This is a genomic window from Priestia megaterium (genome assembly GCF_009497655.1).
GTDB classification, from domain to species: Bacteria; Bacillota; Bacilli; order Bacillales; family Bacillaceae_H; genus Priestia; species Priestia zanthoxyli.
This window is the reverse complement of the sequence record NZ_CP023317.1, coordinates 3,211,030-3,228,903: the sequence shown is the minus strand read 5'-3', so window position 1 is coordinate 3,228,903 and position 17,874 is coordinate 3,211,030. Positions and strand designations below refer to the sequence as shown.

Annotated in this window: 24 protein-coding genes; 19 read left to right on the top strand and 5 right to left on the bottom strand. The window is 39.1% G+C overall.

What is annotated here, in order from left to right:
- Window positions 1-166 precede the first annotated feature (166 nt).
- From bla to CEQ83_RS27150, 4 genes are all read left to right on the top strand, one after another.
- Window positions 167-1,099: a class A beta-lactamase gene (gene bla / locus CEQ83_RS16455; protein ID WP_028414581.1), complete on the top strand. Its 933-nt coding sequence runs from the start codon at window positions 167-169 to the stop codon at window positions 1,097-1,099.
- 101 nt (window positions 1,100-1,200) lie between these two features.
- On the top strand, window positions 1,201-1,464 hold the full coding sequence (locus CEQ83_RS16450) for an excalibur calcium-binding domain-containing protein (protein WP_028414580.1): 264 nt from the start codon (window positions 1,201-1,203) through the stop codon (window positions 1,462-1,464).
- A gap of 239 nt (window positions 1,465-1,703) precedes the next feature.
- A complete protein-coding gene (locus CEQ83_RS16445; RefSeq protein ID WP_098112409.1) occupies window positions 1,704-3,101 on the top strand; it encodes an NCS1 family transporter in 1,398 nt (465 codons plus the stop codon).
- A gap of 201 nt (window positions 3,102-3,302) precedes the next feature.
- Entirely contained in the window at window positions 3,303-3,452 is a 150-nt protein-coding gene (locus CEQ83_RS27150) for a hypothetical protein (RefSeq protein ID WP_013058052.1), read from the top strand.
- A gap of 77 nt (window positions 3,453-3,529) precedes the next feature.
- On the opposite strand, the gene bglA is transcribed toward CEQ83_RS27150, so the two are convergent.
- Entirely contained in the window at window positions 3,530-4,969 is a 1,440-nt protein-coding gene (gene bglA, locus CEQ83_RS16440) for a 6-phospho-beta-glucosidase BglA (protein ID WP_155017407.1), read from the bottom strand.
- A gap of 13 nt (window positions 4,970-4,982) precedes the next feature.
- Entirely contained in the window at window positions 4,983-6,869 is a 1,887-nt protein-coding gene (locus CEQ83_RS16435; protein WP_098112407.1) for a beta-glucoside-specific PTS transporter subunit IIABC, read from the bottom strand.
- Window positions 6,870-7,037: 168 nt separating this feature from the next.
- On the opposite strand from CEQ83_RS16435, the gene CEQ83_RS16430 reads away from it, so the two are divergent.
- The 3 genes from CEQ83_RS16430 to CEQ83_RS16420 all read left to right on the top strand — a co-directional run bounded on the left by CEQ83_RS16430 (window position 7,038) and on the right by CEQ83_RS16420 (window position 8,615).
- Window positions 7,038-7,748, top strand: a complete 711-nt coding sequence (locus CEQ83_RS16430; RefSeq protein WP_014459154.1) for a GntR family transcriptional regulator — start codon at window positions 7,038-7,040, stop codon at window positions 7,746-7,748.
- A 169-nt stretch (window positions 7,749-7,917) separates the two neighbouring features.
- Window positions 7,918-8,100: a hypothetical protein gene (locus tag CEQ83_RS16425; RefSeq protein ID WP_223546684.1), complete on the top strand. Its 183-nt coding sequence runs from the start codon at window positions 7,918-7,920 to the stop codon at window positions 8,098-8,100.
- 23 nt (window positions 8,101-8,123) lie between these two features.
- On the top strand, window positions 8,124-8,615 hold the full coding sequence (locus tag CEQ83_RS16420) for a GNAT family N-acetyltransferase (RefSeq protein ID WP_098112406.1): 492 nt from the start codon (window positions 8,124-8,126) through the stop codon (window positions 8,613-8,615).
- An 82-nt stretch (window positions 8,616-8,697) separates the two neighbouring features.
- Here the strand turns inward: CEQ83_RS16420 and CEQ83_RS16415 are convergent, their stop codons facing one another.
- A complete protein-coding gene (locus CEQ83_RS16415) occupies window positions 8,698-9,126 on the bottom strand; it encodes a hypothetical protein (RefSeq protein WP_141483523.1) in 429 nt (142 codons plus the stop codon).
- Window positions 9,127-9,286: 160 nt separating this feature from the next.
- Window positions 9,287-10,180: a DMT family transporter gene (locus CEQ83_RS16410; protein WP_098112404.1), complete on the bottom strand. Its 894-nt coding sequence runs from the start codon at window positions 10,178-10,180 to the stop codon at window positions 9,287-9,289.
- Between the two features lie 114 nt (window positions 10,181-10,294).
- Here CEQ83_RS16410 and CEQ83_RS16405 point away from each other — a divergent pair, with 114 nt between their 5' ends.
- The 3 genes from CEQ83_RS16405 to CEQ83_RS16395 all read left to right on the top strand — a co-directional run bounded on the left by CEQ83_RS16405 (window position 10,295) and on the right by CEQ83_RS16395 (window position 12,763).
- Complete coding sequence (locus CEQ83_RS16405) at window positions 10,295-11,167, top strand: LysR family transcriptional regulator (RefSeq protein ID WP_098112403.1); 873 nt, start codon at window positions 10,295-10,297, stop codon at window positions 11,165-11,167.
- 130 nt (window positions 11,168-11,297) lie between these two features.
- Window positions 11,298-12,077, top strand: coding sequence for an enoyl-ACP reductase FabI (gene fabI / locus CEQ83_RS16400; protein ID WP_013084067.1), 780 nt, complete (start codon window positions 11,298-11,300; stop codon window positions 12,075-12,077).
- Between the two features lie 149 nt (window positions 12,078-12,226).
- Window positions 12,227-12,763, top strand: coding sequence for a complement C1q domain-containing protein (locus CEQ83_RS16395; protein WP_049165631.1), 537 nt, complete (start codon window positions 12,227-12,229; stop codon window positions 12,761-12,763).
- Window positions 12,764-12,870: 107 nt separating this feature from the next.
- On the opposite strand, the gene CEQ83_RS16390 is transcribed toward CEQ83_RS16395, so the two are convergent.
- Window positions 12,871-13,089 (bottom strand): hypothetical protein, encoded by a 219-nt coding sequence (locus CEQ83_RS16390; RefSeq protein WP_028414570.1) that lies wholly within the window; start codon window positions 13,087-13,089, stop codon window positions 12,871-12,873.
- A 158-nt stretch (window positions 13,090-13,247) separates the two neighbouring features.
- On the opposite strand from CEQ83_RS16390, the gene CEQ83_RS16385 reads away from it, so the two are divergent.
- The 9 genes from CEQ83_RS16385 (at window position 13,248) to CEQ83_RS16345 (ending at window position 17,867) form a co-directional block, all read left to right on the top strand.
- Entirely contained in the window at window positions 13,248-13,565 is a 318-nt protein-coding gene (locus CEQ83_RS16385) for a hypothetical protein (RefSeq protein ID WP_028414569.1), read from the top strand.
- Between the two features lie 343 nt (window positions 13,566-13,908).
- The gene (locus CEQ83_RS16380) at window positions 13,909-14,268 is read left to right on the top strand and encodes a sulfurtransferase (RefSeq protein ID WP_098112402.1); all 360 of its coding nucleotides are present in this window, start codon (window positions 13,909-13,911) and stop codon (window positions 14,266-14,268) included.
- A complete protein-coding gene (locus tag CEQ83_RS16375) occupies window positions 14,258-14,518 on the top strand; it encodes a metal-sensitive transcriptional regulator (protein ID WP_098112401.1) in 261 nt (86 codons plus the stop codon). The genes CEQ83_RS16380 and CEQ83_RS16375 overlap by 11 nt, the downstream gene beginning before the upstream one ends.
- A 92-nt stretch (window positions 14,519-14,610) precedes the next feature.
- Window positions 14,611-14,838 (top strand): sulfurtransferase TusA family protein, encoded by a 228-nt coding sequence (locus CEQ83_RS16370; RefSeq protein ID WP_045290688.1) that lies wholly within the window; start codon window positions 14,611-14,613, stop codon window positions 14,836-14,838.
- A gap of 46 nt (window positions 14,839-14,884) precedes the next feature.
- The gene (locus tag CEQ83_RS16365) at window positions 14,885-15,367 is read left to right on the top strand and encodes a DsrE/DsrF/DrsH-like family protein (protein ID WP_013058040.1); all 483 of its coding nucleotides are present in this window, start codon (window positions 14,885-14,887) and stop codon (window positions 15,365-15,367) included.
- Between the two features lie 27 nt (window positions 15,368-15,394).
- On the top strand, window positions 15,395-15,751 hold the full coding sequence (locus CEQ83_RS16360; protein WP_098112400.1) for a rhodanese-like domain-containing protein: 357 nt from the start codon (window positions 15,395-15,397) through the stop codon (window positions 15,749-15,751).
- Window positions 15,752-15,773: 22 nt separating this feature from the next.
- Entirely contained in the window at window positions 15,774-16,070 is a 297-nt protein-coding gene (locus CEQ83_RS16355; protein ID WP_098112399.1) for a rhodanese-like domain-containing protein, read from the top strand.
- A gap of 55 nt (window positions 16,071-16,125) precedes the next feature.
- Window positions 16,126-16,677: a sulfurtransferase TusA family protein gene (locus CEQ83_RS16350; RefSeq protein WP_098112398.1), complete on the top strand. Its 552-nt coding sequence runs from the start codon at window positions 16,126-16,128 to the stop codon at window positions 16,675-16,677.
- A gap of 62 nt (window positions 16,678-16,739) precedes the next feature.
- Window positions 16,740-17,867 (top strand): MBL fold metallo-hydrolase, encoded by a 1,128-nt coding sequence (locus CEQ83_RS16345; protein WP_049165625.1) that lies wholly within the window; start codon window positions 16,740-16,742, stop codon window positions 17,865-17,867.
- The last annotated feature ends 7 nt before the right edge of the window (window positions 17,868-17,874 follow it).

Genomic DNA, 17,874 nt, shown 5'->3' with positions numbered 1-17,874 from the left:
TTAATAGGTGGTATGCTAGTTATTCTTCATTATCGGGTACTTTATTATATAAATGTGATAAAACTATCATGTTTGTGAGAGTAAACAATTGATAAAATAGAATTGTTGGTAACCTCTACCTAAGAGACTACATACTAAATACTTTTTGGAAAGGTGTTGAAAGGTAATGAAGAGATGGAAAGAGATGTTTTACACTTCAAAGCTTAAAAAAATGATGCCTGCACTGGCTCTATCATGCGCGGCGGTTGTAGGCTTTTCAAGCAGCGGAGTACAGGCTGAAACGGTGAAGTGTCAAAAACAAGAAACTAAAAGTGATCGAGAGTTTGCTAAGCTTGAAGAAAAATATGATGCGAATCTTGGCATTTATGCATTAGATACCGGTACAAATAAAACGGTAACGTATCACCCGGACGAGCGTTTTGCTTATACGTCTACTCATAAAGCGCTTGCTGTCGGTGCACTTTTACAGCAGAAATCAATTGAAGATCTCAACGAGCGAATCTTTTATACGCGCGATGACCTTGTGAACTATAACCCTATTACAGAAAAACACGTGGATACAGGCATGACTCTTAAAGAACTCGCGGATGCATCGCTTCGCTACAGCGACAATACGGCAGGGAATTTAATTCTGCAGCAGCTGGGCGGACCGGACGGATTTAAAGAAGCTTTAGAAAACATAGGAGACGATGTAACGCTGCCTGAGCGGTTTGAGCCCGATTTAAATGAAGTGAATCCAGGAGAAACCCACGATACAAGTACACCAAGAGCACTTGCTGCAAGCCTTCAAACGTATGTACTTGGACAGGCACTTCCTGAAGACAAACGTGCACTTTTAACGGATTGGATGAAACGAAATACGACAGGGGATGCCTTGATACGAGCGGGCGTGCCAAAAAGCTGGGAAGTAGCCGATAAGACAGGCGCAGGCTCCTACGCGACGCGAAATGATATTGCCATTCTTTGGCCGCCAAACGGAGATCCAATTGTTCTTGCGATCCTTTCCGATCGTACGGAAAAAGATGCGGAGTATCATGATAAACTGATTGCAGAAGCGGCTAAACAAGCGGTCAAGGCTCTTAAAGTTACTCATAAATAAAAAATGGATAATAGTAGTTTAAATGTAAAAAAAAAAGATTGAAAAGATTGATAGAACATTCTATTATTAATGAGACAAAATATAGGAAGGAAGTATCTCTTATGAAAAAGATTTTTCCAATTGTTCTATCTTTCGGTTTATTAACAAGCGTATCTTTTGGCATGGTTTCAAACGTAGATGCGGCAGCTAAATCTTACAAAAACTGTACCGAATTAAACAAAGACTACAAAGGCGGCGTAGCTCGTGCGGCTAATGTAAAGAATAAAGGCGGCAAAACAAAGTACAAACCGTACGTATCAAAAGCACTGTATGATGCCAATACAAAGCTAGATCGAGATAAAGACTACATTGCCTGTGAAAAATAAATACTGAGTGACTCATCCAAGCGCTTATTGTAAGCGCTTGGATTTTTTATTATCAACTTTTGTTTGTTACGAACTGAGGTCAACAATTAGTCAAGTTGCACAAATTAATATCAGAAAATTCACATAAATAATGATGAACTTACACTGCAATTCGTATACACTATGTACATGTTAAGTTAACTTACATTTGATGTTAGGTTAGGGCGTGGAATCACCATAAAAAAGGAGTTGAGTGTATAGTGTCTACAAATGCAACAAGTACCGTTATAGAAGAGGTACATTCTCATCAAGATAGGGGTCTTGATCCGTCACTAAAGCCAAAAGCGGAAAGTGATCGAAAGCTAACACCGCTGTCCTATATGTTTATGTGGATTGGAGACGGCGTTAATTTAGGAAATATGACGCTTGGTGCGAGCTTAGTAATTGCGGGTACAGCGGTATTAAATCTTTTTCAAACGTTTGTGGCAGCCATTATTGCCATTGGTATTATTTCTACTTTTTTTGTGTTAAACGATCGAATTGGCTATAAGACGGGTATACCGTATGTGATGCAGCTTCGAATGTCTTTTGGAATAAAAGGATCCGTCATCTCGTCTCTTTTACGAGGTATTCCAGCTATCATTTGGTATGGTTTCCAAAGCTGGACAGGCGGTACAGCTTTAAACGAAATTGGTAAAATTGTGAGCAAAGGGTCTTTTGACAATCTTGTTCTTTGTTTTATTATCATTCAACTGCTGCAAATTGTTCTTTCGCTGTACAGCTTCCACGCGGTTAAATGGGTAGAGATGCTTGCGTCAATCATTATATTGCTTGGTCTTGTGTATGTATTTGGTGTTCTTTTAACGTCTCATAGTGAAGTAGTAGGGGAGAAGTGGGTACATACAAAAGGTTCGTGGGGACTTCCGTTCTTTTCTTTCATTATGATGTTTATGGGTAATTATGCGGCGATTTTTCTAAGCGCAGCCGATTACTCCAGAGAGCTAAAGCCAGGCATTAGCGACAAGAAGCGCGGATTTTTATACTTTACACCGATTCTAGTAGCCTACGGATTCGTTCTGACAATCGGAGCAATGCTTGCTTCTGCTACGGGTATTTCCAATCCAGTTAAAGCGTTCGCGGTTGTAGTCGATAATTCGTATATCACTGTTGCTGTATCAGCATTTATTGTGATTGGCGTGATTGCCGTAAACATGGTGGCAAACATTATTCCGCCTACGTATGTCATTACGCTGCTGACAAAAGCAAACTATAAAGTAGCGGTTACGATTACCGGGCTGCTTGCCTTTTGCTCGTTCCCTTGGGTGCTTGTTCAAGATTCATCAGCTGCAGGTCTTGGTTTGTTCATTTTGATTTACTCTGCTTTTTTAGGGCCGATTGTTTCTATTTTACTAGTCGATTACTATATTTTACGGAAGCAAAAAGTGAATGTAGAGGAATTGTATCAAGAAAAAGGGCCATTTTCCGGCTACAATCCATGCGCTTTGCTTGCGATGCTCATCGGTGCAGGTGCTGCGTTTATTGAAGTTGATTTAGGCTGGATTATAGGAGTAGTAGTCGCAGGAGTTGCGTATATTCTTTTAACGAAATTTGCTTTTAAACAGTCAAAGTTCAAAAAAGGAACCATCTTTGAACAATAACTCATGAGATAGATATTAGCCTTTGCTTGCCGCAAAGGCTTTTTGTGTGTCTTTTATCGCGTCAGAGCAAATCTCTTTGTCTAGTTTCCCAAAAAGTGGGTAAAGTAAAGAAGAGAAAAAGTTATCTCTATTATGAGTTGCTTTTAATAGGACCGCATCTAATGTATCGCATCAATCATAGCTTAAAGGAGAGGGCAGAGTATGTATGAATTTAGAGTGTATACTCTTCGAGATGGAAGCGAAAAGGTAATTAAAACGCTGAAGCATGAATCGTTTGCGGATGAAATTCAACGAGCGGGAATTAAGCAAACAGAAATTGCGCAAACGCAGCTAGTAGATAAACCGAGATAACGTATTTGCATTTATTTTTACATTTAAAAAAGCCGGTTTCCTGTGTCTTCACGCAGGAACCCGGCTTTTCTGATTTCTTACAGTTCTTCACCGTTTGTTTCAATCACATGTTTATACCAGTCAAAAGAATCTTTTTTGTAGCGCTCCATCGATCCGTTTCCTTCGTTGTCACGGTCGACATAAATCATCCCGTATCGTTTTTTCATTTCGCCTGTTGTAAAGGAAACAATATCAATAATTCCCCACGGCGTGTAGCCCATTAAATCAACACCATCGTACGTTACGGCCTTTTCTAACGCTTCGATGTGCGATTTTAAATATTCAATTCGCGATGCGTCATGAATGGAACCGTCTGCTTCAACCGTATCGATGGCGCCAAATCCGTTTTCTACAATGAATAGCGGAATTTGATAGCGGTCGTAGAAACGATTTAACGTATAGCGCAAGCCCGTTGGATCGATCGACCAGCCCCAATCGCTTGATTTGATATAAGGGTTTGGTACGCCGTTTGGCAATCCGCCGTTTACGATATCACCCGTATTATCAGCTTCAACGTCGCTTTTAACCGTTGTGGACATGTAATAGCTGAAGCCTAAATAATCTACTTTTCCGTCTCGTAAAATTTCTTCGTCACCTTCTTCAAACGGAATGTGATAGCCTTCTCGTTCGAATTCTTTTAACGCGTAGCTCGGGTAATAGCCGCGAACTTGAACGTCAGGGAAGAAGTAGCGCTGTCTCATTGTTTCTTCTGCTAACATCACGTCTTCAGGGTTTGAAGAATACGGATAAATTGGCACATGTGACACCATTGCTCCGATTTGGAAATCTGGATTAATTTCTTTTCCTTTTGATACGGCAAGAGCGCTTGCTAAAAGTTCATGATGTCCCGCTTGATACATCACTTCTTTTGCATTTTCACCAGGCTTTACAGAAACGCCTGAGTTCGTCCATAGAAATAGAGGATTGTTTACGTCCATTTTATTGTTGATTTCATTAAACGTCATCCAGTACGTGACTTTGTCTTTGTAGCGGTCGAAACAAACTTCAGCGAATTTCACAAAGCAATCTACCACTTTTCGGCTTCTAAATCCGCCGTATTCTCGAGCTAAATGCAGAGGCATTTCAAAGTGAGACAGCGTAATAACCGGTTCAATCCCGTGCTTTAACAGTTCATCAAATACATCGTCGTAAAATTTTAGTCCTTCTTTGTTTGGCTCAGCTTCATCGCCTTTAGGGAAAATACGGCTCCAGCCGATAGACGTTCGCAAACATTTTAAGCCCATTTCTGCAAACAGTGCGATATCTTCTTTGTAGCGGTGATAAAAATCAATCGCTTCGTGATTTGGATAAAATTTATCATCTTCCACTGTTTCAGTGATTTGTCGCGGTACACCGTGCGCACCTGCAGTCATAACGTCTACTACGCTCGGTCCTTTTCCACCTTGGTTCCATCCACCTTCAAATTGATGAGCTGCTAATGCGCCGCCCCATAAAAAATCTTTTGGCATTTTTGTCATTGTTAGTTCCTCCTTATTTCACTACGGTAAATAATGTTTGATTTAGTCCGCTATTTTCAACATCTTCAACGATTACTTCTCGGTAAGCGTTTGAATTTGTGATAATAACCGGTGTAATCGTTTGTAACCCTTGTGTTTCAATAAATTCTTTATCAAATTCAATTAGTAAATCGCCTTTTTTAAACTTTACACCGTCTTCTACGTGCAGGGTAAACGGCTTGCCGTCTAACGTAACGGTATCTAATCCAATATGAACAAGCAGCTCAACGCCGTATTCTGAACGAAGGCCGATAGCATGCTTTGTTGGCGCTACCATGACTACCGTTCCGTCAAAAGGTGCATAAAGCTTGTTATCTGAAGGATCAATCGCTAATCCTTCTCCCATCGCACCTGAGCTGAATACTTCGTCCGGTACGCTAGAAAGTGGGATAACTTTCCCACTAAACGGTGCGCTGATCGTTTCTTCATTTTCGTTCGGGTTGCTGACAGCTACTTCGTTTAAAGGAGCAGCAGCAGCAGCTTCTTTTGCTGCGTCTTCTCCGTAGCCGAATACTTGAATAAGCACAACTGGAAGAATAATCGCAATAGCACATCCAATTAAAATTCCCCAGATTGACATCGGATAGTCTTGGCTGATGCCGTTTACAATGGTCAACGGTCCAGGCAATCCTGCGTAAGCAAAGTAATATGGGTGAAAGAAACTTGCTACAACGGCACCAATAGCACCTGAAACGCATCCAAAGATAAACGGCTTTTTAAAACGTAAGTTTACGCCGTAGATAGCTGGCTCTGTAATACCAAATAATCCTGTTATTCCGGCTGATACGCTTACTTTACGTGCTTCTTGGCTTTTTGCTTTTAAAATAACCCCAAGCACCGCTCCAACTTGAGCTACTACGGCAATTGTTTGATACGCTTGAAATGAATCTCTGCCGTTTAAATCAAAGTTTGCAAGCACCATCGGCGTAATTCCCCAATGTACTCCAAAGATGACAACAATTTGCCAGAAGCCACCAATGATTGCTCCAGCTAAGGCAGGTACGTTTTCAGCTAAAAAGTTATAGCCGTGAGCGATTCCGTTAGCTCCCATCGTTGTAACGGGACCAATGAGTAAAATCGTTATAGGAACCATAATCACCATACATAAAAACGGAACAAACAGCGGTCTAACCACTTCATGAATGCTCTTGTTTAGGAACCTTTCAAGGTAAGACAAAATCCATACTAAAAATAAAGGCGGTAAAACAGAAGAAGTATAGATCGTTTCGGATAAGGGAAGACCTAAAAACGAAATGCTGCTTCCATCGGCAATTTTGGCCGCCATTTCTGCCCATGTTGGACTGACTAATGCGGCACAGCACGCCACTGCGATGTAGGTGTTGGTTTTAAAATGCTTGGATGCTGTGATGGCAATAAAGATAGGTAAAAAAACAAACGGTGCCCACGAAATAAAGCTTAATACTTGATAGGTGCCCGTTTTGGCAAAGCTATCCGAAAACAAATTAATTAAGATTAACGACCCCTGTAAAATTCCTGCCGCTGCTAAGATATATACAAATGGTGCAAACACAGCGGACATTGTAGCAATCACACGGTTTAAAATCGTGCCTTTGTTTTCAGTTTGCTCCTCTGCTGTATCCAAATTTACTAAACTAGCAAATTCTTCATAAACGTCTCCTACGTGCTGTCCAATAACGACTTGAAACTGCCCGCTGTTTTCAACAACCGTAATGACACCAGCCATAGAAGACACCTTACGTTTGGCTTCTGGCTTCGAGCGCTTTAATACAATTCGCAGCCTCGTAGCACAGCGTGTAGCGCTTACGATATTTTCTTCGTCACCTACTGCATCTAAAATATCTGCTGCAAGCTTGTGATAATCTCTAATTTTCCCTCCCATATGTTCAACCCCCTTGTTGAGTATACGCTTTCAGTATAATTGTACCGATACAATTTATCAATACCCAAATAAAATAATAATCAATAAATAATTTAAGTTTATGGGATGGAGTTAGATTATGGTATAATCGTGTTATTCTTGAGACAAATTCAGTAAAGAGGTATAGCTATGATCAAATACCAACAAATTGCAATTGAAATTGAAACCTATATTGAAGAACACAAGCTTCAGCAAGGAGACAAGCTGCCGGTATTAGAAACGCTGATGGCACAATTTGAGGCGAGTAAAAGTACGGTAACAAAGGCCTTAGATCTATTAGAGAAAAAAGGCGTTGTTTTTCAAGTAAGAGGAAGCGGCATTTTTGTCCGTCGTCATAAACGAAAAGGATATATTGGCTTGCTTTCCAATCAAGGATTTACAAGTGAACTTGAAGATTTTCAGTTAACGTCGGAAGTAATTGAGCTAGATGTACGGAAACCGACGCAAGAAGCGGCGTTAAATTTAAACATAGAAGAAAATAGCGACGTCTATTATGTAAAAAGAGTACGGTATATTAACGGCCAGACGCTTTGTCTGGAAGAATCGTTTTATAATAAGTCCATCGTTACGTACTTAAATAACGAAATTGTTTCTCAGTCTATTTTTCATTACATTAAAGAAGGCCTTGGCTTAAAAATCGGGTTTTCTGATCTATATCTTCACGTCGGCAAGCTGAACGAAGAAGAAGCAAAGTACTTAGGATTAAAAGAAGGCGATCCTAAATTATTTATTGAAACACTTTTTCATTTAGCGAACGGCCAGCCGTTTGACTTTTCAAAAGTGACATATAACTACGAACAGTCTCAGTTCTTTTTACAAGCAACGAGTCATGTTTTATAAAAAAGTGCCCGTCTCTCAATTACTAAGGAACGAGAGGCAGGCACTTTTTTTCATTTCTTTGATAAAAACATGAAAGAAGATAAAGATTGTAATAAATAGGAAATTAATATACGATAAAATGGTTACAGGGTTTATAGAAATAAGGAAATGAGGTGCTAAGTTGAAAAAGATGCTGAGTTATCTTATTCCAATGCTTTTTATGTTTGGTCTGCTTTCCATGAATTTATTTCAGCCGACTAAAGGCGATTTTATCGCTGTAGGTGTGATATCGATTCTTGCAGGTGCCGTAATTGGTTTTATAATGAACATAGGTTGTGCAGTATTAAAAACAGTCAAAAATAAGGTGGAGTAAACTGATTAGAGGCGGTGGAGGTTTTGAGTGAAAGTATCATCATTCAGCCATATGCTAGTAAGTATCAACAAGAAGTAGTGGACTTAATTCTTCCTATTCAGCAGCAAGAATATCACATTCCAATAACGGAGAAAGATCAGCCCGATTTATTTAAAATCGAAAGCTTTTATCAACAGGGCAACGGAAACTTTTGGGTTGCTGTTTGCAACGAAAAAGCAGTAGGAAGCGTAGCTTTAATAGACATTGGACACCGTCAAGTAGCGCTACGGAAAATGTTTGTAGCCAAACCTTATAGAGGAGCCACCTTCAAAACAGCTCACCGTTTATTGCATACAGCCATCGCGTGGGCAAAAGAGAGGGAAGTGGAAAGAATATACTTAGGAACGACGTTACAATATAGGGCTGCGCATCGATTTTATGAGAAAAATGGATTTCAACATATAGAAAAAGAAAAGCTGCCTGCAAATTTCCCAGTGATGAACGTAGATAAAAAGTTTTATACATATGAGGTATAAGCTTAGCCTTTATGCAAAATCATATCGGTTAGTGTAATGAACGATAGCGATGTGTCTGTAGCAAAGCATCTAAAAAGACGGTCTATGTATAATAGACCGTCTTTTTAGATAGCTTGTTTATGAGTATAGAAGATAACCCAAACGGCAATGAGCAGCTCAACGTTACAATAAGGATTCGCGGAAAGAGACTAAAAGCCGATATTCCGTCACTTAGCAAAAATAAAGTTAATACGGCGAGTGCTCCCACGATACCGAAAAGAAGATATAGGATTAGTTCAATTAATATTTTAAATGAAGCTATGTATTTCATGATGTTTGCTATAGCTATTGAACAAGGGATGCCTACTATAATAATAAATGGAGCGGTAAGATACACACCAATAAGCAAAGTCGATAAATAATCTACTATACTTGTATAGCCAAGGGAATTTAATTCAAATATTTCGATGCAAACCACACCGCCGCATATCGATGAAATAATAGTTGAAAGTATTCGTTTAATAAGCTTCACAGTCGTTCACCTAGACGTACTTTTTTATATAGAATAGCAAGGTAGTCTGAAAAATACTAGCATCTATTAAAAGAAAAGTGGAAATAGTGTTGGGGCTGCTATAAGAAATCTTATATCTTAGCTTCATAACAAAAGCCGCTAGGTTCTTATCTAGCGGCTTTTACTTTGGCAAAGTCTCTTGGTAATGAACTCTTTTTTTAAATAGCAAATCGTCTAATTGAGCAATTAAAATCCCCGCAATCACAATAATAGAACCAACAAGGTCTTTAAGCGTAAACAGCTCATGCAAAAAGAGAACGGCAAACAGCGCAGCAAAAATAGGCTCTGTTGCAAAAATAAGTCCTGTGTGAGTAGGAGTTGTGTAGCGCAGCGCAATGGCTTGACAAATGAATCCAATCGCGCTGCAAAGAACGCCAAGACCTAAAATCGCAATCCATGATGATAACGTAGTTGGAATGCTGGGGTGTTCAAATAAAAAGCTGCAAGTCAGTGCAAATAATCCAGCAAACCCTAGCTGTAAAATGCCGAGTGCAATTGGATTTTCATTTTTCGTAAACGTGCCGGTCAAGGTAATATGAATGGCATAACATAGCGCCGTTCCGATGCAAAGTACATCACCAGTATTCATATGAAAGGAGTGCTTTAAAGTTAACACACCTATACCGGTTAGGGTAACAATAACTCCAAGTCCAATCGGCCAAGAAGGAAGCTTCTTTACTAACAAACAGTTGAGCAACGGAACAAAAATGACCGTTAAACTGACAAGAAATCCGGCATTTGAAGCAGACGTCATGCTGACGCCAAACGTGACAAACGAAAAAACGGAAAATAGTAAAAAGCCTAAAATAGCTGATGATAAAATCGTTTTGCGCGTGATATGTAGTAAAGGCTTATAGAAAAACAGTCCGGCAATCAAAAAAGCAATTAAACATCTGAGTGCAATGATAGTAAATGACCCGAGCGAACCCAGCCCCATTTTCATAAACACGTACGACATGCCCCAAAATACATTTACACCAACCATCATCATATTTGCTCGCGTGCGGTAACTCACGTTCAACCCTCCATTGTTTATGATGTACTCACAGTATACAAAGGAATTTGATATTAATAAAATGAATCTTTATAATGATGAACATGAATTAAATTCATATTAAGGCGGGATAAAATGAGCTTAGTGAAATATGAAATTTTAAACAAAGTAGCTGAAGTGAAAAGCTTTACAAAAGCGGCAGATGCGCTGGCACTCACGCAGTCAGCGGTCAGTCATGCCATTACAAATCTCGAAACAGAATTTGGATTTTCGCTTGTGAATCGAAACAGATCAGGTATTACCTTAACAACAGAAGGCGAAACGATGCTTCTTGCCATTCGGAAAGTGCTGCAAGAAAGTGAAAAAGTTCATCAAGAAGCAGCCAGTCTCTTAGGTCTTGCAAAAGGAACGATTAAAGTTGGGATTTTTAAAAGCGTATCCACCAAGTGGCTCCCCGAAATTATTCAGCTGATGGAAAAAAGCTATCCGGCCATTCAAATTCAGCTAAAAGAAGGCGATTATCTTGAAATTGAACAGTGGCTGCTAAGTGGAGAAATAGACTGCGGTTTTATTAACATTACGCATTCAAGTCAATTTCATATTATCCCTTTAAAAAAAGACCCGCTGCTGTGTGTCGTATCAAATCAAAGTGCTTTGTATCATCAAAAAAACGTTTCATTTAAAGATTTAGAGAAAGAACCGTTTATTATGCCGACATACGGCGGATATCATGATATTAAGCAATTGTTTGAAGAACAGGGGCTTCAGCCTGAAATTCGCTTTGAATTAATGGATGAAAGTGCTATCCTATCGATGATTACGTATCACTTAGGCATTAGCATTTTACCTGAAATGCTTTTGGATTCTATCCCGCAAGAGCTGCGTGCGATTCCATTTCAAGTGGACAGCTACCGTTCAATTGGTCTAGCTACTCGTTATCATCTTTCACCTGCAGCTAAAAAATTTGCTGAAACAACGCAAGCATGGCTGCAAAATTCGGACAAGTAAGAGATTATTTATAAAGCAAAATCGGTTAATTCATAAGACTCTTAGGAACTAAGAGCATCTTTGTGCTATAATAAAGCTATACAATTACCTATTAGTCATCATTGATGACTAATTTTTTTTGGAGGATAATATGGAAGATTTATTACAATTAAAGAACAAGAACATTGTGATTATGGGAGTTGCCAACGACAGAAGTATTGCTTGGGGTGTTGCAAAAGCCCTTCATCAAGTAGGAGCAAACTTAATTTTTACATACCGTAAAGAACGTTCACTAGGAAAATTGAACAAGCTTTTAGAAAAAAATGAAATTCAAGCATCATTAATTGCTGAATGTGACGTAAACAGCGACGAAAGTATTGAAGCAGCTTTCAAAAAAATCGGAGAAGAAGCAGGCACAGTTCACGGAGTGATTCACTCTGTTGCGTTTGCTCACTCAGAAGATTTAAACGGTGAGTTCATCAATACATCAAGAAGCGGATATGCATTTGCTCAAGATACAAGCGCTTATTCATTTATCGCCGTAGCGAAAGCAGCGAAACCTCTTATGACAGAAGGCGGTTCTCTTGTAGCGATGAGCTATCTTGGTGCAGAGCGCGCAGTTGAAGGCTATAACGTAATGGGCGTAGCAAAAGCAGCGCTTGAGTCTTCAGTAAAATACTTAGCATTAGACTTAGGGAAAGACAATATCCGCGTAAATGCGATTTCAGCAGGCCCAATTCGTACACTTGCAGCGAAAGGCATTTCTGACTTTAACCAAATTCTTCACCATGTTGAAGAAAAAGCACCTCTTAAGCGTAACGTAACGCAAGCAGAAGTTGGCGACATGACGGTTGTATTACTGAGCCACCTTTCACGCGGCGTAACGGGAGAAATCGTACACGTGGACGCTGGTTATAATATTGTAGGTTAATTGCAAAACACCTTCTCAAATGAGAAGGTGTTTTTTTGTGGGAAATTCAGAAATCTATCGTTTCCTCTATTAAAAATTATGAGTCAAAGAACAAGCATCCAAGCATTTTTCCTGCGAATGAATAAAATAGATAGACACACAAAGAAAGGATGATTACGATTAAAAAAGATGATAAATATCATGTAGAAAGATCTTATTCTTCTAAGAAACATCACCATAGTTCTTGTCCACAAGACAAGCAAGGAAATACAAGAGACTCAGCGTTTCGTGCTCTTAACCTTACAAATCAGCCAGTATCAGCAAACACGTCTGTAAAAGTTTCCTATCAGTTTAAACAGTTTGATTTAGCAAATGAATACAATCCCGTTACGTCTGTTTTTCGCCCCAAAAAAGATGGCGTATATTCCCTTGTTGCTACAATTGGATTTCTTCCTAATGATACGACTGTCGATTATCGAGCGCGCGTAGAAATTCGTGTCAACGGCACGGCGGTTATCGCAATTGATAACGATTTCTTTGGTGGAAACACTATATTTGTTAACGTAGTATCGGTCTCTACTATTTACAATTTAGAAAAAGGAGATCGAGTTGAAGTCTTCGCGGAAAGTAATGTTGACGGCACAATTGTCACAACAGAAAATGTGTCGCATTTCGAAGCAGCAAGATTTCCATCTCCTTCCGAATAAAGAGCTATATGCATCTTTTGGTGTAAAGAAGTCGAAAAAAACAAGTTTAATACAAGCTGACAAAGGAAGCAGACTTCTCATAAGAAATCTGCTTCTTTTGCTTATATTCATTTAAACGTTTCTTTTAGATTTTTCTCAGCTTTTTTCATAGGAAGGTAAAGGAATACGTGTAAAGAAAGACCAATCACGGCAGTAATATTAGCAATAAGGCTAATAATAAAAAATATCCATTCTATACTTCCAGATAAGTTTATGCTTCCGCTTATAAGAGAAGAGCTTACTCCTATAAGTAAGATAGCCATTAATAAAGGTAAGTTTTTAACCAACTGAAATCCTCCTGGATGTTTTATATTGATATTACCATATAAAAACAAAAGTGTTATGTAATTCATAATTAATCAAACGCCTATATATTTTAAAATAGATAAGCTCTAAATCCTAAAAAGAACATATGATGTGGCAAAGGAAAAGGAGTTGAAGAAACATGCATCAAGGACAGCAACAATATATTCCATGGGAACAATGGCATCATCAGCATCCGCACGGCACGTGGAATCAATGGCATCAGCAACATCCACATGTACCTTGGGAACAGTGGCACAAACAGTATCCGCACGGCACATGGAATCAATGGCATCAACAACATCCATACACACCTTGGAATCAGTGGCACCAGCAGTATCCGCACGGTACGTGGAATCAGTGGCATCAGCAAAATCCATATGTGCCATGGAATCAGTGGCACCAGCAGCATCCACACAGTTCGTGGAATCAATGGCATAATATTTATCATCAAAGCTAATCAGCTTTTTACCACAAAAGATCCAGTTCTCCTTGGGAACTGGATCTTTTGTGTGTAGACGTGAATGATACAGTAAGCTTATTTTCTAGTCATTTATATGAGCCCAGGTGATGCATGAAAACGGAAAAGTATGTTTGATCTATAGGGTAGGGGGTACACACAATAAAGCAGGTTAAAGAAAACATTCATGATTCCTAAGCTGTATAAAGTGGATTGGTTCATATGAAAGGATCCATGTAAATAAGCAAAATCAACTATAATTTTCTCGCTTGACAATATACCTGTAGGGGTATAATATGGAGTATGTAAACAACATCAATTCGATAGCAAGGCGGTGATTGTTATGCTTTATATAGCAGTATTGTTGCTTGCTATTTTATTTATTGCATACAGACGTTATTATCCTGTTAAAGGAATACAGTGCATACGGAAATCTGAAGCAAAAGAACTTGGGCGAACGATTGTAGATATTCGCCATTACCATGAAGTTCATGATTCTAAGGGGTTAGTTATGCCGTATGCGTATCTCAAACGCTTTTATTCAGAAATTCCACAGGGCAGCGTTCATCTGATTGCCGGAGATAGAGTGGAGTTAAATTTAGGCGTACGGTTCTTACGAAAAAAAGGTTTTGAAGTACGCAGCTATGAGTTAGCAGCGTGTAAAAGTAAAGGAAAGAAAGGGGTATTCGATTATGGAGTATAATCAACAAGTGAAAAATCGCATGCGCCGAATTGAAGGGCAGTTAAAAGGCGTGCTTAGCATGATGGAACAAGGAAAAGACTGCCGAGACGTCGTGACTCAATTATCTGCTGCAAGAAGTGCCATTGATCGCACAATGGGAGTTATTGTGAGCAACAATCTTGAGCAGTGCGTCAGAGAAAGCCTTCAGCAAGGAGAGCCAACGGAAGGTTTAGTGAAAGAAGCTGTACAGCTGTTAGTGAAAAGTCGTTAATAATTGTCACCTTGTTTAAGGTTGACGAATATCATTATTTAGTATAATATACCCTTACAGGTATATGTATATAAAAAGGAGAGATAAATACGATGAAAATTGATCAAGTTTTAGATGCAAAAGGATTAGCTTGTCCAATGCCAATCGTCAAAACAAAAAAGGCAATGGATACTTTAACAACAGGTCAAGTATTAGAAGTGCAAACGACAGATAAAGGTGCTAAAAGTGATTTAACAGCTTGGACAAAATCAACAGGACACGAGCTTATTGATTTTAAAGAAGAAGGCAGTACATTTATCTTTTACATTCAAAAAGGCTAATTTTTTTGGAATTAAATATACCCCATGGGGTAAGAGGAGGAACAACATGACTGAACAAAAGAAACGAACAACAATTGTATTATTTAGCGGTGATTATGACAAAGCGATGGCAGCTTATATTATTGCCAACGGAGCGGCTGCTTATGACCATGAAGTGACAATATTCCATACGTTTTGGGGATTGAATGCGCTTCGTAAAGAAGAAATGGTGCCGGTGAAAAAAGGATTTTTAGAAAAGATGTTTGGCAAAATGATGCCGCGCGGTGCGGATAAAATGGGCTTATCTAAAATGAACTTTGCAGGTATGGGACCTAAAATGATTAAAAACGTAATGAAAAAGCATAATGCTCTAACGCTACCGCAGCTTATCGAAATGGCACAAGAACAAGATGTGAAGCTAGTGGCTTGTACGATGACGATGGATCTTCTAGGGTTACAGGAAAAAGAACTGTTAGATAATATTGAATATGCGGGCGTAGCGGCGTATTTAGCCGACGCAGAAGACGGAAACGTAAACTTATTCATCTAAAAGATAACTCATGAAGCGAGGGTCAATATGATTGTCAATGCGCTTATTATCGTTTTTCTGCTGTGGTTTTTGTATCAGCGTTTTGCAACAGTAAAAGGTATTCAGCAAATAGCCACAACGGAGTTAAAAGCAAAGTTAAAAAATAAAGATAACCAGTTTATCGATGTGCGAACACCACATGAATTTCGTACCAAACATATTAAAGGGTTTCGAAACATTCCTTTATCAGAATTGCCAGCGCAAACAGGTCAGCTTTCAAAAGACAGAGAAGTAGTCGTTATTTGTCAAAGCGGAATGAGAAGTATGAAAGCAAGTAAGCTGTTGAAAAAGCAAGGTTTTATAGCCATTACCAACGTTAAAGGCGGCATGAATACGTGGAGATAAATCAAGAAGGAGGAGACGCAGAGTGAAGACAATAGCAGCACAAGAAGTAGAACAATTAGTACAGAACCAAAAACAAATTCACATTTTAGACGTGCGTGAAGTAGAGGAAGTAAAAACAGGTAAAATACCAAATGCGTTAAATATTCCGCTTCCTTTATTGGAATTCCGTATGCATGAGTTAGATAAAGCAAAGAATTATATTGTTGTCTGTCGTTCTGGTGGCAGAAGCGGAATGGCAGCTCGTTTTCTTGAGCAGCAAGGCTACAGTGTAACGAATATGACCGGCGGCATGATGGAGTGGAAAGGGGAAACGGTCTAATTTTTTTAGATAAAAATATACCCCTACTAGTATTTAAACCAAGGAGGAAAAAGAAATGATGCAAGCAAACTTCATATTAGATGCAAAAGGGTTAGCATGTCCAATGCCAATCGTAAAAACAAAGAAGAAAATGAATGAATTAGAAGCAGGTCAAGTGCTAGAAATTCAAGCAACGGATAAAGGCTCTACGGCTGACTTACAAGCGTGGGCAAAAAGCACAGGTCATGAGTATTTAGGTACCGAGGCAGCAGGTGACGTTCTTCACCACTTTCTTCGTAAAGGCGGAGCTGAAGAAAACGTAACGCCAATTCCTGAAATTTCATTAGAAGAATTTGCGAAAAAAGTAGAAAATGATAAACATCTTCATATTTTAGACGTTCGTGAAGTAGAAGAATACGATAAAGCTCATATTCCAGGCGTAGTTCATATTCCGCTTGGTGAAGTAGAAAAACGTTTCAATGAGTTAAATAAAGAAGATGAAATTTATATTATTTGCCACTCTGGAAGACGAAGTGAAATGGCAGGACAAACAATGAAAAAGCAAGGATTTAAACATTTAATTAACGTGGTTCCCGGTATGCGTGACTGGACGGGTAAAGTAGAATAACCAATCGATTATAATGGATTAAAAAATTTTGATAGTTCATATACCTAAGGAGGTATTTTAATATGACAGTACATGTACTTACTGCAAAAGAAGTTACATCTAAAATTATCAATAAAGAAGCGTTATTTATCTTGGACGTTCGTAACGAAAGTGATTTTAGCGATTGGAAAATTGAAGGTCATCAATTTCAGCATTTAAATGTTCCATACTTCGATCTTTTAGACGGAGTAGAAGAAATCTTAGAAAAAATCCCTTCTGATAAAGAAGTGTTAGTTGTCTGTGCTAAAGAAGGTTCATCCGTGATGGTAGCTGACATGCTTTCAGAAGCTGGTCTTACCGTATCGTACCTTAAAGGCGGTATGAAAGCGTGGAGTGAGTACTTAGAGCCTGTTAAAGTTGGCGATTTAAAAGACGGCGGAGAAATTTATCAGTTTGTTCGTATCGGTAAAGGGTGCTTATCTTATATGATCGTATCAAACGGGGAAGCTGCTATTATTGACGCGACGCGTATGGCAGATGTGTACATCAACTTTGCCAAAGAACTTGGTGTCACTGTTAAGCACGTGTTTGATACGCACCTTCATGCAGATCACATTTCAGGAGGAAGAGTCATTGCGGAAGCAACAAATGCAGCGTACTGGCTACCTCCAAAAGATGCAGAAGAAGTGATGTTTGACTACAAGGCTTTAGAAGAAGGCAGCGATGTCGTGATTGGTAACACAACCATTACGATTCAGCCGCTTTATTCACCGGGTCATACGATTGGATCAACTTCTTTTATCGTAGACGATCAATACTTGCTTTCAGGTGATATTTTGTTCATCGATTCAATTGGACGTCCTGATTTAGCTGGTATGGCTGAAGACTGGGTAGGCGATTTGCGCGAGACGCTTTATACACGCTATAAAGCATTGTCAGATGAGTTAATCGTATTACCAGCTCACTTTATGATTATTGATGAGCTAAATGACAACGGCAGCGTAGCTGAAAAGTTAGGTACGTTGTTTGCGGAAAATCACGGATTAAATATTGAAGACGAAGCAGAGTTCAGACACTTAGTAACAGATAATTTACCGCCGCAGCCAAATGCGTATCAAGAAATTCGTGAAACCAACATGGGAAAAGTAAGCCCAGATGAAGAAAAACAGCGTGAAATGGAAATTGGACCAAACCGCTGTGCGATTCGCTAAAACCTAA